Below are 16613 nucleotides of genomic sequence, written 5' to 3' on the forward strand. Positions count from 1 at the left end.
CATGTGAAAACCACTTTCATCAATAAAAACAACAGATTTATCTTTTTTTCATACTGTTGTCTTTTTGCTGATGTGCCAGCCTGTCGCTTTCGTTGGTTTTTGGATGGAATAGAGTTTTTTTTATAGGTTAATCCCAGCTTTTTAAGGGATTGCCAAATAGTCTTTTTACAAACACCGAATCGCTCTGCCCGTTCCTTTTGGTAAGCATCTGGATACTGTTCCACATCTTTTGCTAAAGCATTTTTATCGAGCTTCCTCTTACGTGGCGTTGAATTTTTTGGCTCTGGTCGTTTAAGCCAACGTACTAAAGACGCTTTTCCAATACGGAATTGTTTCGCAGTTTCTCGAATTGTTAAACCTTCGGCTTTCCTTACAGATATTACTTTACGTCGAAAATCAATTGTATAACTCATAACACACCTTGTAATCAAAATTAAGTCGTCTAGCTATAAGAATCTGCGTCGGCGAAAAAAAATGTATTCGGGAAAGAAAAGACAGACCACTCGAAAAGGGCTTATTATGACTGACGAAACGAGGAAAATTGGATTTATCCCCATGATCAAAAATGGGCGCCGTCACGATAAACGCTTACTCGATAAAGTCGATATAATTCGCCATATTCCCCCTGAGGTAACCATCTGGGCCGATACCGGTTTTCAAGGTATAGATAAACAGCATCCTAATACACAAATCCCAAAAAAAGGAACTCGAAAAAGACCTTTATCGCCTGAACAAAAACAAGAAAATAAAATAATCTCGGGCATCCGTATTACGGTTGAACACGCCATCGCGGGTATCAAGCGCCTCGGTTGTATGACCCAAATTTTACGGAATCGTAGACCCTTTATTGATGATACCTTTTTACTCCTTAGTGCCGGTCTTTGGAATTTCCATCTCAGAACAGCCTAAAATTTACTTCAATCACCGAAATACCCTTATTTCACTATTAAGCAACACGCTTAAAGAAACCCCCTGTCTCGCTCAGTCGCTTAAAACATTATTCCGGCGAAGATAACATCACGTTACGCTATAAGAGCCACCGCACGAAAAAACAGGAAGACCTGGTCATGACATCCGATGAATTTATTACCCAGTTTTGTAGTGGCATACTAAATTTGGCCACCTAAGTTGAGGTGATATGCTTACCTCATAATTTTTATAGGTGCCGAAATGAGTAAAATAATTACTGCTGAATTTAAATGTGAAACCGCCAAATTAGTCCTTGACCAAAATTACACCTACCAGGAAGCCGCGAAAGGCATGAACGTCAGTCTTTCAGCGATTAGCCGGTGGGTAAGAGCCCTTCGTTTAGAACGTCAAGGGAAAACATCGCCTGGTCTGCCATTAACACCTGAACAAATTGAGTTCAGAGAAATGAAGAAAAAAATCCACCGGCTGGAAATGGAGAATGACATCTTAAAAAAGGCTACTGCGCTCTTAATGTCCGACTCACTGAAAAATTTTCGGTAGTTGAAAAGCTAAGAGTGCTTTATCCGGTGAAAACTTTGTGTCGTATTTTTAATGTTCACCGAAGCAGTTATCGCTATTGGTGTCGGCCTAAGGAGCCAGATATTGAGCGGACGATAAAACGTAGCCTAGTCAGCGAAGCGTGGAACGTTAGTGGCGGCTCTGCTGGCGCAAGGACTATCGCCACGATGGTTACCAATACACACAACGTGAAACTTGGGCGGTGGTTAGCGGGTAAGTTGATGAAAGAATTAATCATCGTCAGTTGCCAAGAGCGAAAACATAAATACAACCGCGGTGGAAATGAACGTATTGATATTCCAAATCTGCTCAATAGGCAGTTCGCTGTTACAAAGCCTGACCAGGTTTGGTGCGGCGATGTAACCTATATTTGGACAGGCTCACGATGGGCCTATCTGGCTGTGGTATTGGATTTGTTTGCCCGAAAACCGGTGGGCTGGGCAATGTCATTTGCACCAACTCAGAATTAACCGCCAAAGCACTACAAATGGCTTGGGAACTACGTGGGCATCCCAAACAGGTGATGTTCCATAGTGATCAGGGAAGTCATTATACCAGTCGTCAGTATAGGCAGGCATTGTGGCGTTATCAGATGACCCAAAGTATCAGTCGCAGAGGGAATTGTTGGGATAATAGTCCGATGGAACGATTCTTCCGTAGTCTGAAGACCGAATGGGTGCCAACGACTGGCTACCAAAGCTTTAGTACTGCTCAGTCAGCCATTATTCGCTACATAACCCACTACTATAGCGATATAAGACCTCACTGGTATAACGGTGGATTAACGCCAAACGAATCAGAGCGACTGTTCCGTGAACAGTCAGGTAGGGTGGCCAATTTTAGTTGACCACTACAAAAGGAGATGAGGCATGGTGAAAGTAATATGTTGCCAGTCGCAATCAGGCAAAATATGAACCTGCTGTGCTAACCACAGCTCTGTGGCTTTGAAGCCGCATGAGCTGCAGGCTTTTGATTTACAGCTCTGGCAGAAAAAACGGCTGTGGGAGCATTCAGGCGAAGCGCAACAATAGCATGGAACAAGTGTCGCAGGCAAGCATACGCTCGACAGATAGACGGGTTCACGAACTGACGCTGTCTACCGTGTTTTTCGAGGAACTTATTCCAGCCGTCATTGATGGTGAAAAGCAGTTTAGCAGGACGCGGGATATATATTTGAGTAAATTACCCTATGGGTATTTTTTCGCAGAGTATAAAATAGTACTCAGCTTATTAACATCCCCGAAGCAGCGTAGCTGCGCCGCTCACGCGGAGCGTGCTACGTTCAGCAAAATGCTGTCAATCCTGTTTGTTGACTTCAAAACCGGAAAAATTAAAATCACTAACTACACTATTTTTTTCTGTCAATTTGACGTTAATTCGAGTTCTACCCTCGATGACATGAAAACGATTTATGATCCCGCGCTCCTTGAAATCCTGTTGGAAACCGGTTAAATTTTCTTTCCCTAAAAAACCACCAACAGTGACATTAATGTTTAGATTTTTTAATGTATTAGCAACATTAATGCCTTTACCTGTTGGATATAATCCATGGGTTTTAACTAAAAGCGTGTTGCTTAATAGTGAAATAAGGGTATTTCGGTGATTGAAGTAAATTTTAGGCTGTTCTGAGATGGAAATTCCAAAGACCGGCACTAAGGAGTAAAAAGGTATCATCAATAAAGGGTCTACGATTCCGTAAAATTTGGGTCATACAACCGAGGCGCTTGATACCCGCGATGGCGTGTTCAACCGTAATACGGATGCCCGAGATTATTTTATTTTCTTGTTTTTGTTCAGGCGATAAAGGTCTTTTTCGAGTTCCTTTTTTTGGGATTTGTGTATTAGGATGCTGTTTATCTATACCTTGAAAACCGGTATCGGCCCAGATGGTTACCTCAGGGGGAATATGGCGAATTATATCGACTTTATCGAGTAAGCGTTTATCGTGACGGCGCCCATTTTTGATCATGGGGATAAATCCAATTTTCCTCGTTTCGTCAGTCATAATAAGCCCTTTTCGAGTGGTCTGTCTTTTCTTTCCCGAATACATTTTTTTTCGCCGACGCAGATTCTTAGGCTTTTGGACAGGTCGCTCTGTCCCATCAATAAAGACGTCTTTAACTCCAGGAAAGGCGCGAAAAAATTCCTCAGCAGAGCGAATTTGACGAGCGGGCAAAACACATTCTCGCCCCAAGGTCATCTCTAAAACCGGCAATAATATTTTTACCCAGCGACATACCCGTGTTCTATCTAAACCAAAAAGAAGTCCTTGCAAATCATAGGTCGGATAACATTTTAAATACAATAAAATAAAAAGCAGTTTATCTAATGGGGTTGGGATAAATCCTTTCTGCCCTGCACCCATTTGCCGCTCGTGATCTTTTCGATTCTTTTTCCGATAAATCAAATAACAAGCTGAAAATTCAGCGGCTAAATTTTTCAATTCTTCGACTGATAATCCAATGATTGCTTTACATAAACGATTATCTCGTAACAACCGCTCTTTGTTGATCATTTCAAACCGTTATTTTCTAAGTTAAACCTCTTTTTATTGTCTATAGCGTGACAAAAAATGCAAGTCTCTATTCAGCAACTATTTTTAAGTTGACGGCACCTTTTTCAATATTGTCTAACATACCGACTATAGCTAGGCGACTTAATTTTGATTACAAGGTGTGTTATGAGTTATACAATTGATTTTCGACGTAAAGTAATATCTGTAAGGAAAGCCGAAGGTTTAACAATTCGAGAAACTGCGAAACAATTCCGTATTGGAAAAGCGTCTTTAGTACGTTGGCTTAAACGACCAGAGCCAAAAAATTCAACGCCACGTAAGAGGAAGCTCGATAAAAATGCTTTAGCAAAAGATGTGGAACAGTATCCAGATGCTTACCAAAAGGAACGGGCAGAGCGATTCGGTGTTTGTAAAAAGACTATTAGGCAAACCCTTAAAAAGCTGGGATTAACCTATAAAAAAAACTCTATTCCATCCAAAAACCAACGAAAGCGATAGGCTGGCACATCAGCAAAAAAGACAACAGTATGAAAAAAAAGATAAATCTGTTGTTTTTATTGATGAAAGTGGTTTTTCACATGACACTCCACGAACTCACGGCTATTCCCCAAAAGGTCACCGTTGTTTTGGCCTGAAAAACTGGGGTGCTAAGGGAAGAACAAATGTTATTGGCGCTTTATTGGGAACAACCCTTTTTGCTATCGGATTATTTGATTGCAATATTAATCGTGATGTTTTTTATGTTTGGATCACAAAAATATTGCTCCCAGAACTTCCTGAAAATTCTGTTATTTTTATGGACAACGCTAGCTTTCACAAAGGTAAGAATATTGAACAGGCAATTATAAACGCAGGACACCAGATAGAATATTTGCCTGTGTATTCACCAGATTTAAATCCTATAGAACATAAATGGTCTCAAGCTAAACGTAAAAAGATGGAAACAGGATGCACTATCGATGACCTGTTTTTAATACATATGCTGTAATCAAAATTAAGTCGCCTAGCTATAAATCATAGGCGGGATTTAATGTAATGGTAGCAACCTTACTTTTCATGCAATTTCCTCATCCATATTAGCGCTAATGACCTGTTCAATAGCATGTAAGGTTGCTTGGGCGTCAAGGCCACTGATCTTAAATTGGATACGATGATTTTGACGTGCAACTAATCCAATGACACTCATTATATTAACCTGAGTTCGGGATAAGCATTATCAATTATGCTTGAAGAGATGTTCCTGCCACAGGTATCTTTGGTTTAGATGGAATTAAACAATATGCAACCCGCACGGCTAATAAATTCACTACAAAGTTAGCAGGAGAGCGGTGCTGCGTATGCGCTATCTGACAAAGATTTTTTAACTCATCAAATACCGATTCAATGACAGAACGATGACGCAAGATGACTTTGTCGAAACAAGTCTGTTCAACAAGCTTCATTTTCTTCTTGATATTCGTTATAAGGTTAATTCCCATTGTTTTCAATTGCTGTTTCAGTGAAGCCGATAAATACCCTTTATCCGCATACAAACAACCAGAAAGATCTTTTATCAGCTCAGGTAATGGTTTCCGATCATCTGTGTTTCCTGGTGTAAGTCGAAAACTGAGTATTTCCCCCAAATGATTGATAATTACATGAAGTTTGAAACCAAAGAACCAATCTGTTGAGGTTTTTCCTCGTTCAGCTATCCCATCGAAGACTTTATGCCGGCGGATCCGTAAGTTATCACACACAGCTATCGGAGTAGAATCGGCAACCGACAGACCCGTGCACTTTCCCTTAATTGACTCAAACAGTGCCGTTAAAGCTAAGGCACTGCGCGGAAGTAACTCTACGCAGCGTGAATTATGATGGCAAGTTAGGAAATTCCTTCCTGAGATATAAACGGACATAATAGAGATAAAATACCTTGAATTGGCTGAATCGGAGTTGATGAAACAAAACAACCAGTGTCATCATTTCAACCAATGAAAGCTGAGTAGACCGTCTACGACGTTTACTACTGTTATTCAGCAAAATTTCATGCATTTTTGGCTCGAAGTCTTTACAAAAATCATCCATCAGGCAATAAAGTTCAGTAAGATTTTCCATAATTGTTTAACAATGCTCTACTCTTTAACTAGATTGTTAGAGTATTTTAACAAAATATGCGCATTCAACTATTTGAATAGCAAGACTTTCACTTTATTTCTTATCCCGAACTCAGGTTATATTATGGCCATTAGCGGGAATTCCGCTCCCATCCAAATTAGTAATAGTGATTTTGCTGTTAAATTTTTTTATTGTATAGCTAGGCGACTTAATTTTGATTACAAGGTGTGTTATGAGTTATACAATTGATTTTCGACGTAAAGTAATATCTGTAAGGAAAGCCGAAGGTTTAACAATTCGAGAAACTGCGAAACAATTCCGTATTGGAAAAGCGTCTTTAGTACGTTGGCTTAAACGACCAGAGCCAAAAAATTCAACGCCACGTAAGAGGAAGCTCGATAAAAATGCTTTAGCAAAAGATGTGGAACAGTATCCAGATGCTTACCAAAAGGAACGGGCAGAGCGATTCGGTGTTTGTAAAAAGACTATTTGGCAATCCCTTAAAAAGCTGGGATTAACCTATAAAAAAAAACTCTATTCCATCCAAAAACCAACGAAAGCGACAGGCTGGCACATCAGCAAAAAAGACAACAGTATGAAAAAAAAGATAAATCTGTTGTTTTTATTGATGAAAGTGGTTTTTCACATGACACTCCACGAACTCACGGCTATTCCCCAAAAGGTCACCGTTGTTTTGGCCTGAAAAACTGGGGTGCTAAGGGAAGAACAAATGTTATTGGCGCTTTATTGGGAACAACCCTTTTTGCTATCGGATTATTTGATTGCAATATTAACCGTGATGTTTTTTATGTTTGGATCACAAAAATATTGCTCCCAGAACTTCCTGAAAATTCTGTTATTTTTATGGACAACGCTAGCTTTCACAAAGGTAAGAATATTGAACAGGCAATTATAAACGCAGGACACCAGATAGAATATTTGCCTGTGTATTCACCAGATTTAAATCCTATAGAACATAAATGGTCTCAAGCTAAACGTAAAAAGATGGAAACAGGATGCACTATCGATGACCTGTTTTTAATACATATGCTGTAATCAAAATTAAGTCGCCTAGCTATATTAACTAATTACGAACTTGGGTGTGCATGTAATCCATGTTTATTGTTTAACGTAAACTTCACGGATAATGTCTCTTTTTCTTCGTTTGTTTCAGTTGTTAGCAAGCTAAATACTTGTACGGCATCTGGTGCTTGTAACAATTTCGCTATTTTTTTATCGATCAATAAATTGGCCAGGTGATTTAAAGTATTATTAGCTAGATTATCTTTGCATGATAGCGTGATAAGTAGGCAAAGTTGATGATCTTGATGAGATAAAGGTTCTTTAGGGCGCGCAATGGCCATTGCTGTTTTTAGATTACCTTTTTTACTATCACTCAGCCAGATACCTTGGCCTAAATAAAGCGGTGGATTAGTGATCACATCAACGATAAAATCATTATTAATGGCATTTGCATCCTGTAAGTGATTAATATTTAACGCTTGCAGTGTCATGATATGGTCGGTATTAACATCTAAAGAGATCATGGAAGCGTTGAAAATGAAATCATCAATCGACTCTTGGGCAAGCAATATATTATATATTGTGTCTATTGATGTCGTGGTTGCCAATTGCTTGGCAATATTTTCATCACTTAGAATGTGTGTCAGTTGTCGTAATAAGGTTAAATGTTCCTCTGATTTAGCAGCTATGCCGATGACAATATAAGCTTTGTGGCCATTATCCCAATCTATGCCCTGTGGAAACTGAAATACTTGTACACCTGTCTGTAATACATTATGGCGCGTTTCTACGGTACCACGAGGAATCGCAATACCATTGCCTAAATAAGTTGACGCTTGATTTTCCCTTTTTTGCATACCCATTAGATAATCTGGCGTAACGTAACCCGCATTGATCAATGCTTGGGCAACTTGTGCGATGGCATGTTGTTTATGATCGGCAATTTGTGCTAAATGGATATCTTTTTTAGGCACATGAAACATGTTTTCTCCTATTCATATAAATGAGTGAAACGCTGCAGTTTTTATACACTTAAACCACAAAAGCTATTTTAGGTTTTATTTTATGCAAGCTGAATCGTTTCAATTTGCATGTAACTTTAGATAAAAACAGATATGTTTATCTAATGGTAATTTTTGTTTTTATGAGTTTGTTCACGAATAAAATGCTTTTTGATTTACTAAACGAAAAAATATAAGCCTAGGTTGGCAAAATAAAAAAATGGAAGTAAGCTAATTGATATAAAAATGTGATCTTAATAGTAGATTAAAGTAAAATAATTAAATCTTAGTGATAGATGTTTTAATCTTGGGAAATATCATGCAATTTTGTTAATTAAAATTAAAATTAAAATTAAAATTAAAATTAAAATTAAAATTAAATTAATATTTATAATTATTTGTATTTATTTTGGTTTAATCGGGATATAGCAATATTTTTCTGTGTAATATCAAATAATAGTCTGGCCATTTAGTTATTTTTTGTTGAAGACTAAATAGTAAGATAATTTGGGGTAATTTTAATAATTAATTAAATATATGTAAAATACAATGTTTTATTTGTTGATAAATTGGTGAATATTTTTTCTTAATGTTATTAACTAATTATTTTCACATTTTAATGAAAAGTAATAAAAATATTTATTTTTAGTTAAATAAAAAAACAATGATGCGACAGCATTATTAATTGTTATTTGTGCAGGGATGCATAGTTATTGTTTTTTATTAATTAATTCGATAGCATAATGTTATATTATTACATAATCATTTTGCTATTTATCACTAATGAAGCATTTTTTATTTTAACTAGGCCACACAGGGAGTTTTCATTACTATGAATTGCGCTATAACTTGCCCGTCCAACATTAGTAATCGATTATTATCGATCGATGCATTAAGAGGCATTGTCATGCTTTTAATGTTATTAGATCATGCGCGAGAAACATTTTTCCTTCATATGCAGATCCCTGATCCAATGATAGCGGGTGAAACACCGGCTGATCTTTTTTTAGTCGATTTACTACTCATCTTTGTGCGCCGTTTTTTTATTTTTTTGACCGGTTTATCGGCTTATTTATATGGAAGTAAAAAAACATATTCCCAGTTAGCCACTAGTCAATTTTTATTTAAACGCGGGTTATTTCTTATCATCACGACTTTCGCACCAATAAAAAAACGCTCTATTTTTAAGTTTAATTCAGCATAATATATAAATAGACAAAATCTTATAAATTAAAAGCAATTTATTATAATTTAAACAAATTTATACGTTTTAGTAACTTGCAAATTAACCATTGCTTTTAAGCCATTTCTGGAATTTTATATGCTTGTGCGAAACTCGTGTCATCCTTGAACTCACGTTGATCAATTTTGCTTGGACTTTTCAATTACCGCCGGCAAAAGTTTTTCTGCAGGTCATATGGGCGATTGGGTTTTTGATGATCGCCTTAGCAATTTTACTTTGGTTACCAAGATGGCTGTTGGTAGTACTGACTGTTTTATTGATTGCAGGTCATAATCTATTAGATACATTGCATTTCCCATTCCCAACCGATCATTTTATGCATATTCCCTGGGCAATACTGCATGATAGAGGATGGGTTGAGATTACTGACAGTATCAAAGCGCGTACATCTTATCTAATACTGCCATGGATTGGTTTAATTATATTTAGTTATTTGGCTGGTTCATGGTTTACAGAAAGTTGTAATCAGCAACAGCGATTGAAGAAACTAAATTGCTGGGGTGTTGGCCTGTTAGTTGGTTTTATTTGTTTAAGAACAATTAATATCTATGGTGATAAACCATGGATATTAGCGAGCTCTTGGCTGGATACGATGATGAGTTTTTTGAATATTACCAAATATCCGCCTTCTTTATTATTCATTATGTTGACGCTGGGTATTGGCTTACTACTGCTTCGGTTACTTGAGTTAAAACAAAATTTACCATGGTTAAAACCCTTAGTAACCTATGGTTCAGTACCGATGTTTTTTTATATTTTGCATCTTTATGTATTCACGAGTTTCGCACAGGCATATAAAATTCCAGAAATGGCTTAAAAGCAATGGTTAATTTGCAAGTTACTAAAACGTATAAATTTGTTTAAATTATAATAAGTTGCTTTTAATTTATAAGATTTTGTCTATTTATATATTATGCTGAATTAAACTTAAAAATAGAGCGTTTTTTTATTGGTGCGAAACTCGTGGTATTGCTTCTGATAGATTTTCTTTTTCCAGAGCAGTGCCTACAAGATCTGCATTATTAAACTTTGCTTCAATTAGAATGGTCTCTTTTAGACTTGCTTTCTTTAAAGTCGTATTGTTTAAATCTGCTTGATATAGATTTGCGTTATTTAGCGTTGCTCCGGTCATATTTACAAAAAACATTTTTGCCTTTGTTAGATTAGCTCTGCTCATATTTGCTAATATAAAAGCTGAACCGAGAAAATCTGTGTCATTTAATTTTGCATCCTGCATATTTGTGTCAGATAAATTAGACAGTCTTATGTTTGATTGGCTTAAATTGGCTTCAGTAAATATTGCTTTTTGAAAAGTACTGCGTTTTACGTTTACTTCGTTTAATGAAGCATGATCGAAATTTGCATTGTTAAATTTAGACACGAGTTTCGCACAGGCATATAAAATTCCAGAAATGGCTTAAAAGCAATGGTTAATTTGCAAGTTACTAAAACGTATAAATTTGTTTAAATTACAATAAGTTGCTTTTAATTTATAAGATTTTGTCTATTTACATATTATGCTGAATTAAACTTAAAAATAGAGCGTTTTTTTATTGGTGCGAAACTCGTGATATGTTCAAGTAAGCCTTTCGGTGACGTCGCTAATTCTTTTCCTTCTATCGGGTTAAGATTTATTGCGTAATTAGTAAACATTGAACAACGATTGGTATCCATATTTATATATGCCATACTTCCTATTTCCCTAATAGTATTAAATTTAAAATAAATGCAATTGGCCTATTTTTGATTAATGGTATTACAACAATAGATATATATTAATATTACTGAATATGTTATTAGTATTGATATATAATCAGATATATCGAATTTATACTATATAATTTTTCTAACGTTTTCTTTAAATTCAACATAATAATGTCATACAATAATTTATATTAATCAGATTATTTATTTTATCCAGATTGTTATTTCTTATAAGATAAGGCGTATAAGTTTTTAATATTTATTTTCTTGATGTTGTTCAACATCAATTATGCTCATAACCTATTATCAATACTTAAACTCTATCAATAGACTTTTGCAGATTTCCTAATGAGTTAGTTTATATTTCATCCATAACTTGGCTGTTAACTTTTGAATGCAAATTTATCAATAATTATTTTTGTTCAGTCATTGGCCATGAATTTAAACTGAAATAGTTAATAAATAAATTACACACAGCAAAATCATTAATTTTACTGATTTTGTTTATAAAACAAGCATATGATTTATAAAGACTAGACCCGCACAAAAACAGCACGTATAATGCATCCCACTTAGGCCCTTTGGCTCAGTGGTTAGAGCAGGCGACTCATAATCGCTTGGTCGCTGGTTCAAATCCAGCAGGGGCCACCAAAATTTTACTTATTTATCAGTGCATTAAGCCACTTTTTAACGAGTGGCTTTTTTGCATCTGTGAGTTAATGGCAGCAGGTTTTTTTTGATTTGTGTGCCAATATCGGGTAGATAACAAAAAATAACCTATGACGATGGCAAGCAAATGACACTAGTTAAGTATAAAATGTGCGACAAAAAAGTAACCAGTTCAGCAAAGACATTGTCCGCATTGTAGCATAAAAGAATCCGGTGTGACGGCTAAGCAAAAAGCAGGACGATGTCTAGTAACTTTAGTTGATACTAACCAATGGAAATCATTCATTAGATTTCAGTAACGTCTTTACTTTAACATATTGTTATCAAATGATTTTTTGTTTTTTCTTTTTTAACTATCCTAACCAAAATCCCACGTAAAATAAAAAATCCTTTTAATATTAATAAGTTATTTTTATTTGGGCGTTTTTATTCTCCTGCAAAATTGAAATTTACTGAAATTCTTTTCACACATTTCAGTTTGGAGTTTTCTCAAAGGCTCTAGGCGTAGCGGGTTCTGGCGATAGATTTTGTCGCACGTTAAAACTGAAATAATGTTTAGATCCAAATTGTGCAGGCGGGTGCGGTGTAGCGCGTTTTACGTGGTAAAAACTTTTATTTCGTGGGGTGTCAGCACCAAAGTAAATGTGACCCGTATTGCTTGTCAACGATCACTGAAAATTGATCCACAGCATTACCTTTATGGCATTTTATGGTCGTAGACATGGAAGGCGCAAAAAGCGCTTATAAACGAGATCAGGCTGTTTTATTGCAGGTATAAAAAAGCCCACACTTGGTGGGCAAACGCTGGATGATAGATAATATTACTGACTAATATGTAGTAGCTCAGACTTAATCTGACAGTTACCGGTTATTTATACAGTACCTGTCAGGTTAAATTTGATTTAAATCTTTCTCTCTCCAAAGTTGTTTTCCATCGTGTAAAGTTGCCATAGGAGTTCGACCGCAACACATTTTTCCTTGATGAGTGCGTTGGTTATTATATTCCGCTAACCATTTATCTAAATCAGCTTGTAATTCATTTAAAGCCCTATAGATTTTCTTACGAAAAGCCACCTGATAGAACTCTTGTAATACAGTTTTATGAAAGCGTTCACAAATCCCATTAGTTTGAGGTGAACGAGCTTTAGTTTTTGTATGATCAATATCATTGATAGCGAGATAAAGTTGATAATCGTGATGTTCAACTTTACCACAATACTCACTGCCTCTGTCCGTCAGTATACGTAACACCGGTAACCCATGCTGGGAATAAAAAGGGAGAACCTTGTCATTTAATAAATCTGCCGCCGTTATCGCGCTTTTTGTTGTGTAAAGCTTACAATGAACGACTTTACTGTAAGTATCAATGTAAGTTTGTTGATAAACACGACCAACGCCTTTTAAATGACCGACATAAAAAGTATCTTGTGAACCCAGATAACCTGGATGCGCTGTTTCAATCTCACCACAGGCTTCATCATCTTGCGCTTTCTTTTCTAGAGCACTGATTTGTGATTCTGACAGGATAATTCCTTCTGTTGCGATTTTATCTTCAAGCGCTTTTAGGCGTTTTGTAAAATTTTCGAGATTATGGCGCAGCCAAATAGAGCGAACGCCACTCCCCGAAACAAAAATGCCTTTTTTTCTTAGTTCATTACTACTGCGGTGTTGACCGTGTGCAGGGTATTCAATCGCATACTCGACTACAGCGCTTTCAATCTGTTCATCTACTCTATTTTTTACGTTAGGCACCCGTCGATTTTGATTAATTAAAGCGTCTATCCCACCATCGTTAACAAGTTCCTGGTAGCGATAAAACGTATCTCGGGATACCCCCATAATCTTACAGGCTTTTGAGACGTTATTAAGCTCTTCAGCGAGGTTAAGTAACCCGACTTTATGTTTGATGATAGGATTATTTGTTTGATACATAGAATTACCTTTTATTTAATTATCTAATGATGTTAATTAAAACCGGTAACGCTCTTTTTTAAATCAGAATTGTCGGATTAAGTTAAGACTAATACAACTAATAACGGGCGAGTATTTTTCTTTTAAATTGTTTGACTTACGGCCAGTGCTTTTGATTGATGATGCGTTAAGTGGTGCGCCTGTGTTGTTATGGGTGTGTGCGGCGGTTAGCTCTGCCAACGCTTTAATGACTTCTAGTGTATCTATCATCAGCTGTGCAACATTAATTTGTTCGCTACCTATCCAAACTACAGGCGCGATAATGTGTTGTTGTGTACCAGCAATACTTTGCTTAATCTGTCCGACTTTCTCTATGAGCTTTTGACCAATTTCTATTGTTGAGTTTTGTCCAACATTAACCGTCATATCTTTTTCAATGCTGGCCATATAGTTTTTTGATGTTGCTATTGCGTAATCACCCTCGGATAAATGTTGGATTGCTCCCGCTAACAGTTTTCGGGTACCTAATACGGTAAGCGTATCCGTTGCCTGTACCGTTGTTTCTCTTACAACCAGTTCGCGCTGTTCTTTATCAGCGTTGACAGTGCGTAACATCGATGATTCATTAATGCTTTGGTCTGTTTCACGATGCCAACTCCCCTCCTGCGTCATGCGCTGAAAAACTTCTTTGCGTTGTTGCTGTAATTGCTCCCCGGGTTGTATAGCTAGGCGACTTAATTTTGATTACAGCATATGTATTAAAAACAGGTCATCGATAGTGCATCCTGTTTCCATCTTTTTACGTTTAGCTTGAGACCATTTATGTTCTATAGGATTTAAATCTGGTGAATACACAGGCAAATATTCTATCTGGTGTCCTGCGTTTATAATTGCCTGTTCAATATTCTTACCTTTGTGAAAGCTAGCGTTGTCCATAAAAATAACAGAATTTTCAGGAAGTTCTGGGAGCAATATTTTTGTGATCCAAACATAAAAAACATCACGATTAATATTGCAATCAAATAATCCGATAGCAAAAAGGGTTGTTCCCAATAAAGCGCCAATAACATTTGTTCTTCCCTTAGCACCCCAGTTTTTCAGGCCAAAACAACGGTGACCTTTTGGGGAATAGCCGTGAGTTCGTGGAGTGTCATGTGAAAAACCACTTTCATGAATAAAAACAACAGATTTATCTTTTTTTTCATACTGTTGTCTTTTTTGCTGATGTGCCAGCCTGTCGCTTTCGTTGGTTTTTGGATGGAATAGAGTTTTTTTTATAGGTTAATCCCAGCTTTTTAAGGGATTGCCAAATAGTCTTTTTACAAACACCGAATCGCTCTGCCCGTTCCTTTTGGTAAGCATCTGGATACTGTTCCACATCTTTTGCTAAAGCATTTTTATCGAGCTTCCTCTTACGTGGCGTTGAATTTTTTGGCTCTGGTCGTTTAAGCCAACGTACTAAAGACGCTTTTCCAATACGGAATTGTTTCGCAGTTTCTCGAATTGTTAAACCTTCGGCTTTCCTTACAGATATTACTTTACGTCGAAAATCAATTGTATAACTCATAACACACCTTGTAATCAAAATTAAGTCGCCTAGCTATATATCTGGCAGGGTATTATTTTGGCTGAGGGTTTGACGAATAAAGGGCTTATCAGCTCTACCGCCTTCAAACGCAATTTCGACTATGGTTCCTTCTGGGGGGAACTGGAACAGACCACTTTCAACCCCTGCCATGGGCAAAGGTAAAGTGTAGTGGTCAACTAAAATTGGCCACCCTACCTGACTGTTCACGGAACAGTCGCTCTGATTCGTTTGGCGTTAATCCACCATTATACCAGTGAGGTCTTATATCGCTATAGTAGTGGGTTATGTAGCGAATAATGGCTGACTGAGCAGTACTAAAGCTTTGGTAGCCAGTCGTTGGCACCCATTCGGTCTTCAGACTACGGAAGAATCGTTCCATCGGACTATTATCCCAACAATTCCCTCTGCGACTGATACTTTGGGTCATCTGATAACGCCACAATGCCTGCCTATACTGACGACTGGTATAATGACTTCCCTGATCACTATGGAACATCACCTGTTTGGGATGCCCACGTAGTTCCCAAGCCATTTGTAGTGCTTTGGCGGTTAATTCTGAGTCTGGTGCAAATGACATTGCCCAGCCCACCGGTTTTCGGGCAAACAAATCCAATACCACAGCCAGATAGGCCCATCGTGAGCCTGTCCAAATATAGGTTACATCGCCGCACCAAACCTGGTCAGGCTTTGTAACAGCGAACTGCCTATTGAGCAGATTTGGAATATCAATACGTTCATTTCCACCGCGGTTGTATTTATGTTTTCGCTCTTGGCAACTGACGATGATTAATTCTTTCATCAACTTACCCGCTAACCACCGCCCAAGTTTCACGTTGTGTGTATTGGTAACCATCGTGGCGATAGTCCTTGCGCCAGCAGAGCCGCCACTAACGTTCCACGCTTCGCTGACTAGGCTACGTTTTATCGTCCGCTCAATATCTGGCTCCTTAGGCCGACACCAATAGCGATAACTGCTTCGGTGAACATTAAAAATACGACACAAAGTTTTCACCGGATAAAGCACTCTTAGCTTTTCAACTACCGAAAATTTTTCAGTGAGTCGGACATTAAGAGCGCAGTAGCCTTTTTTAAGATGTCATTCTCCATTTCCAGCCGGTGGATTTTTTTCTTCATTTCTCTGAACTCAATTTGTTCAGGTGTTAATGGCAGACCAGGCGATGTTTTCCCTTGACGTTCTAAACGAAGGGCTCTTACCCACCGGCTAATCGCTGAAAGACTGACGTTCATGCCTTTCGCGGCTTCCTGGTAGGTGTAATTTTGGTCAAGGACTAATTTGGCGGTTTCACATTTAAATTCAGCAGTAATTATTTTACTCATTTCGGCACCTATAAAAATTATGAGGTAAGCATATCACCT

The 16613-nt window shown here is 37.3% G+C and carries 15 protein-coding genes, 1 tRNA gene and 7 pseudogenes; 10 read left to right on the top strand and 13 right to left on the bottom strand.

Going from position 1 to position 16613, the window contains the following annotated elements:
- The coding region (locus AYJ55_RS02485; protein ID WP_063654058.1) for an IS630 transposase-related protein at positions 1-413 on the bottom strand (413 nt) is incomplete at its 3' end.
- 19 nt (positions 414-432) lie between these two features.
- Here AYJ55_RS02485 and AYJ55_RS02490 point away from each other — a divergent pair.
- From AYJ55_RS02490 to AYJ55_RS02500, 3 genes and pseudogenes are all read left to right on the top strand, one after another.
- On the top strand, positions 433-909 hold the full coding sequence (locus AYJ55_RS02490; protein ID WP_281181084.1) for a transposase family protein: 477 nt from the start codon (positions 433-435) through the stop codon (positions 907-909).
- Positions 910-959: 50 nt separating this feature from the next.
- A pseudogene (locus tag AYJ55_RS24660) lies at positions 960-1127 on the top strand (transposase); the annotation flags it as partial.
- Between the two features lie 43 nt (positions 1128-1170).
- Positions 1171-2335: pseudogene (locus AYJ55_RS02500) on the top strand (IS3 family transposase).
- Between the two features lie 9 nt (positions 2336-2344).
- On the opposite strand, the pseudogene AYJ55_RS35425 reads toward AYJ55_RS02500, so the two are convergent.
- The 3 genes and pseudogenes from AYJ55_RS35425 to AYJ55_RS02510 form a co-directional block, all read right to left on the bottom strand.
- A pseudogene (locus tag AYJ55_RS35425) lies at positions 2345-2661 on the bottom strand (transposase zinc-binding domain-containing protein); the annotation flags it as partial.
- Between the two features lie 126 nt (positions 2662-2787).
- Positions 2788-3162, bottom strand: a pseudogene (locus tag AYJ55_RS24670) (PfkB family carbohydrate kinase); the annotation flags it as partial.
- Positions 3104-4003, bottom strand: coding sequence for a transposase family protein (locus tag AYJ55_RS02510; RefSeq protein WP_063653812.1), 900 nt, complete (start codon positions 4001-4003; stop codon positions 3104-3106). The gene AYJ55_RS02510 and the pseudogene AYJ55_RS24670, both read right to left, overlap by 59 nt.
- A gap of 165 nt (positions 4004-4168) precedes the next feature.
- Between AYJ55_RS02510 and AYJ55_RS02515 the strand changes: the two genes are divergently transcribed.
- The gene (locus tag AYJ55_RS02515) at positions 4169-4501 is read left to right on the top strand and encodes an IS630 transposase-related protein (RefSeq protein WP_063654061.1); all 333 of its coding nucleotides are present in this window, start codon (positions 4169-4171) and stop codon (positions 4499-4501) included.
- 1 nt (position 4502) lies between these two features.
- Positions 4503-4991 carry an IS630 family transposase gene (locus AYJ55_RS02520; RefSeq protein ID WP_063653499.1) on the top strand — a complete coding sequence of 163 codons (489 nt, stop codon included), beginning with the start codon at positions 4503-4505 and terminating at the stop codon, positions 4989-4991.
- 66 nt (positions 4992-5057) lie between these two features.
- Here the strand turns inward: AYJ55_RS02520 and AYJ55_RS34380 are convergent, their stop codons facing one another.
- Positions 5058-5189, bottom strand: coding sequence for an HPr family phosphocarrier protein (locus tag AYJ55_RS34380; RefSeq protein WP_162505259.1), 132 nt, complete (start codon positions 5187-5189; stop codon positions 5058-5060).
- Between the two features lie 34 nt (positions 5190-5223).
- Positions 5224-6097, bottom strand: a pseudogene (locus tag AYJ55_RS02525) (IS982 family transposase).
- 232 nt (positions 6098-6329) lie between these two features.
- On the opposite strand from AYJ55_RS02525, the pseudogene AYJ55_RS32505 reads away from it, so the two are divergent.
- Together AYJ55_RS32505 and AYJ55_RS02530 are read left to right on the top strand one after the other, a co-directional pair.
- Positions 6330-6647: pseudogene (locus AYJ55_RS32505) on the top strand (IS630 transposase-related protein); the annotation flags it as partial.
- Between the two features lie 17 nt (positions 6648-6664).
- On the top strand, positions 6665-7153 hold the full coding sequence (locus tag AYJ55_RS02530; protein WP_063653499.1) for an IS630 family transposase: 489 nt from the start codon (positions 6665-6667) through the stop codon (positions 7151-7153).
- Positions 7154-7185: 32 nt separating this feature from the next.
- On the opposite strand, the gene fruB is transcribed toward AYJ55_RS02530, so the two are convergent.
- Positions 7186-8094, bottom strand: coding sequence for a fused PTS fructose transporter subunit IIA/HPr protein (gene fruB, locus AYJ55_RS02535; protein ID WP_187153158.1), 909 nt, complete (start codon positions 8092-8094; stop codon positions 7186-7188).
- 943 nt (positions 8095-9037) lie between these two features.
- Here fruB and AYJ55_RS02540 point away from each other — a divergent pair.
- Positions 9038-9325: a hypothetical protein gene (locus tag AYJ55_RS02540; protein ID WP_162505261.1), complete on the top strand. Its 288-nt coding sequence runs from the start codon at positions 9038-9040 to the stop codon at positions 9323-9325.
- Between the two features lie 154 nt (positions 9326-9479).
- Positions 9480-10181: an acetyltransferase domain-containing protein gene (locus tag AYJ55_RS02545; RefSeq protein ID WP_162505262.1), complete on the top strand. Its 702-nt coding sequence runs from the start codon at positions 9480-9482 to the stop codon at positions 10179-10181.
- 129 nt (positions 10182-10310) lie between these two features.
- Here the strand turns inward: AYJ55_RS02545 and AYJ55_RS02550 are convergent, their stop codons facing one another.
- Positions 10311-10745, bottom strand: a complete 435-nt coding sequence (locus AYJ55_RS02550) for a pentapeptide repeat-containing protein (protein WP_063654068.1) — start codon at positions 10743-10745, stop codon at positions 10311-10313.
- Between the two features lie 898 nt (positions 10746-11643).
- Here AYJ55_RS02550 and AYJ55_RS02555 point away from each other — a divergent pair.
- Positions 11644-11719, top strand: a tRNA-Ile gene (locus AYJ55_RS02555).
- 909 nt (positions 11720-12628) lie between these two features.
- Here the strand turns inward: AYJ55_RS02555 and AYJ55_RS02560 are convergent.
- The 5 genes and pseudogenes from AYJ55_RS02560 to AYJ55_RS02580 form a co-directional block, all read right to left on the bottom strand.
- Positions 12629-13669: an IS481 family transposase gene (locus AYJ55_RS02560; RefSeq protein ID WP_063654070.1), complete on the bottom strand. Its 1041-nt coding sequence runs from the start codon at positions 13667-13669 to the stop codon at positions 12629-12631.
- A 63-nt stretch (positions 13670-13732) separates the two neighbouring features.
- Positions 13733-14371, bottom strand: a pseudogene (locus tag AYJ55_RS02565) (hypothetical protein); the annotation flags it as partial.
- 21 nt (positions 14372-14392) lie between these two features.
- A complete protein-coding gene (locus AYJ55_RS02570) occupies positions 14393-14926 on the bottom strand; it encodes an IS630 family transposase (protein WP_342668135.1) in 534 nt (177 codons plus the stop codon).
- Positions 14850-15215: an IS630 transposase-related protein gene (locus AYJ55_RS02575; RefSeq protein ID WP_063653415.1), complete on the bottom strand. Its 366-nt coding sequence runs from the start codon at positions 15213-15215 to the stop codon at positions 14850-14852. The genes AYJ55_RS02570 and AYJ55_RS02575 overlap by 77 nt, the downstream gene beginning before the upstream one ends.
- A gap of 193 nt (positions 15216-15408) precedes the next feature.
- Positions 15409-16574 (bottom strand): IS3 family transposase gene (locus AYJ55_RS02580; RefSeq protein ID WP_162505265.1). Its coding sequence is split into 2 segments (ribosomal slippage): positions 15409-16319 and positions 16319-16574, totalling 1167 coding nucleotides; the frame shifts between segments, so codons are not numbered across the junction.
- Positions 16575-16613: the final 39 nt, after the last annotated feature.

The organism is Candidatus Arsenophonus triatominarum, from assembly GCF_001640365.1.
In the GTDB taxonomy this organism is placed as follows: domain Bacteria; phylum Pseudomonadota; class Gammaproteobacteria; order Enterobacterales; family Enterobacteriaceae; genus Arsenophonus; species Arsenophonus triatominarum.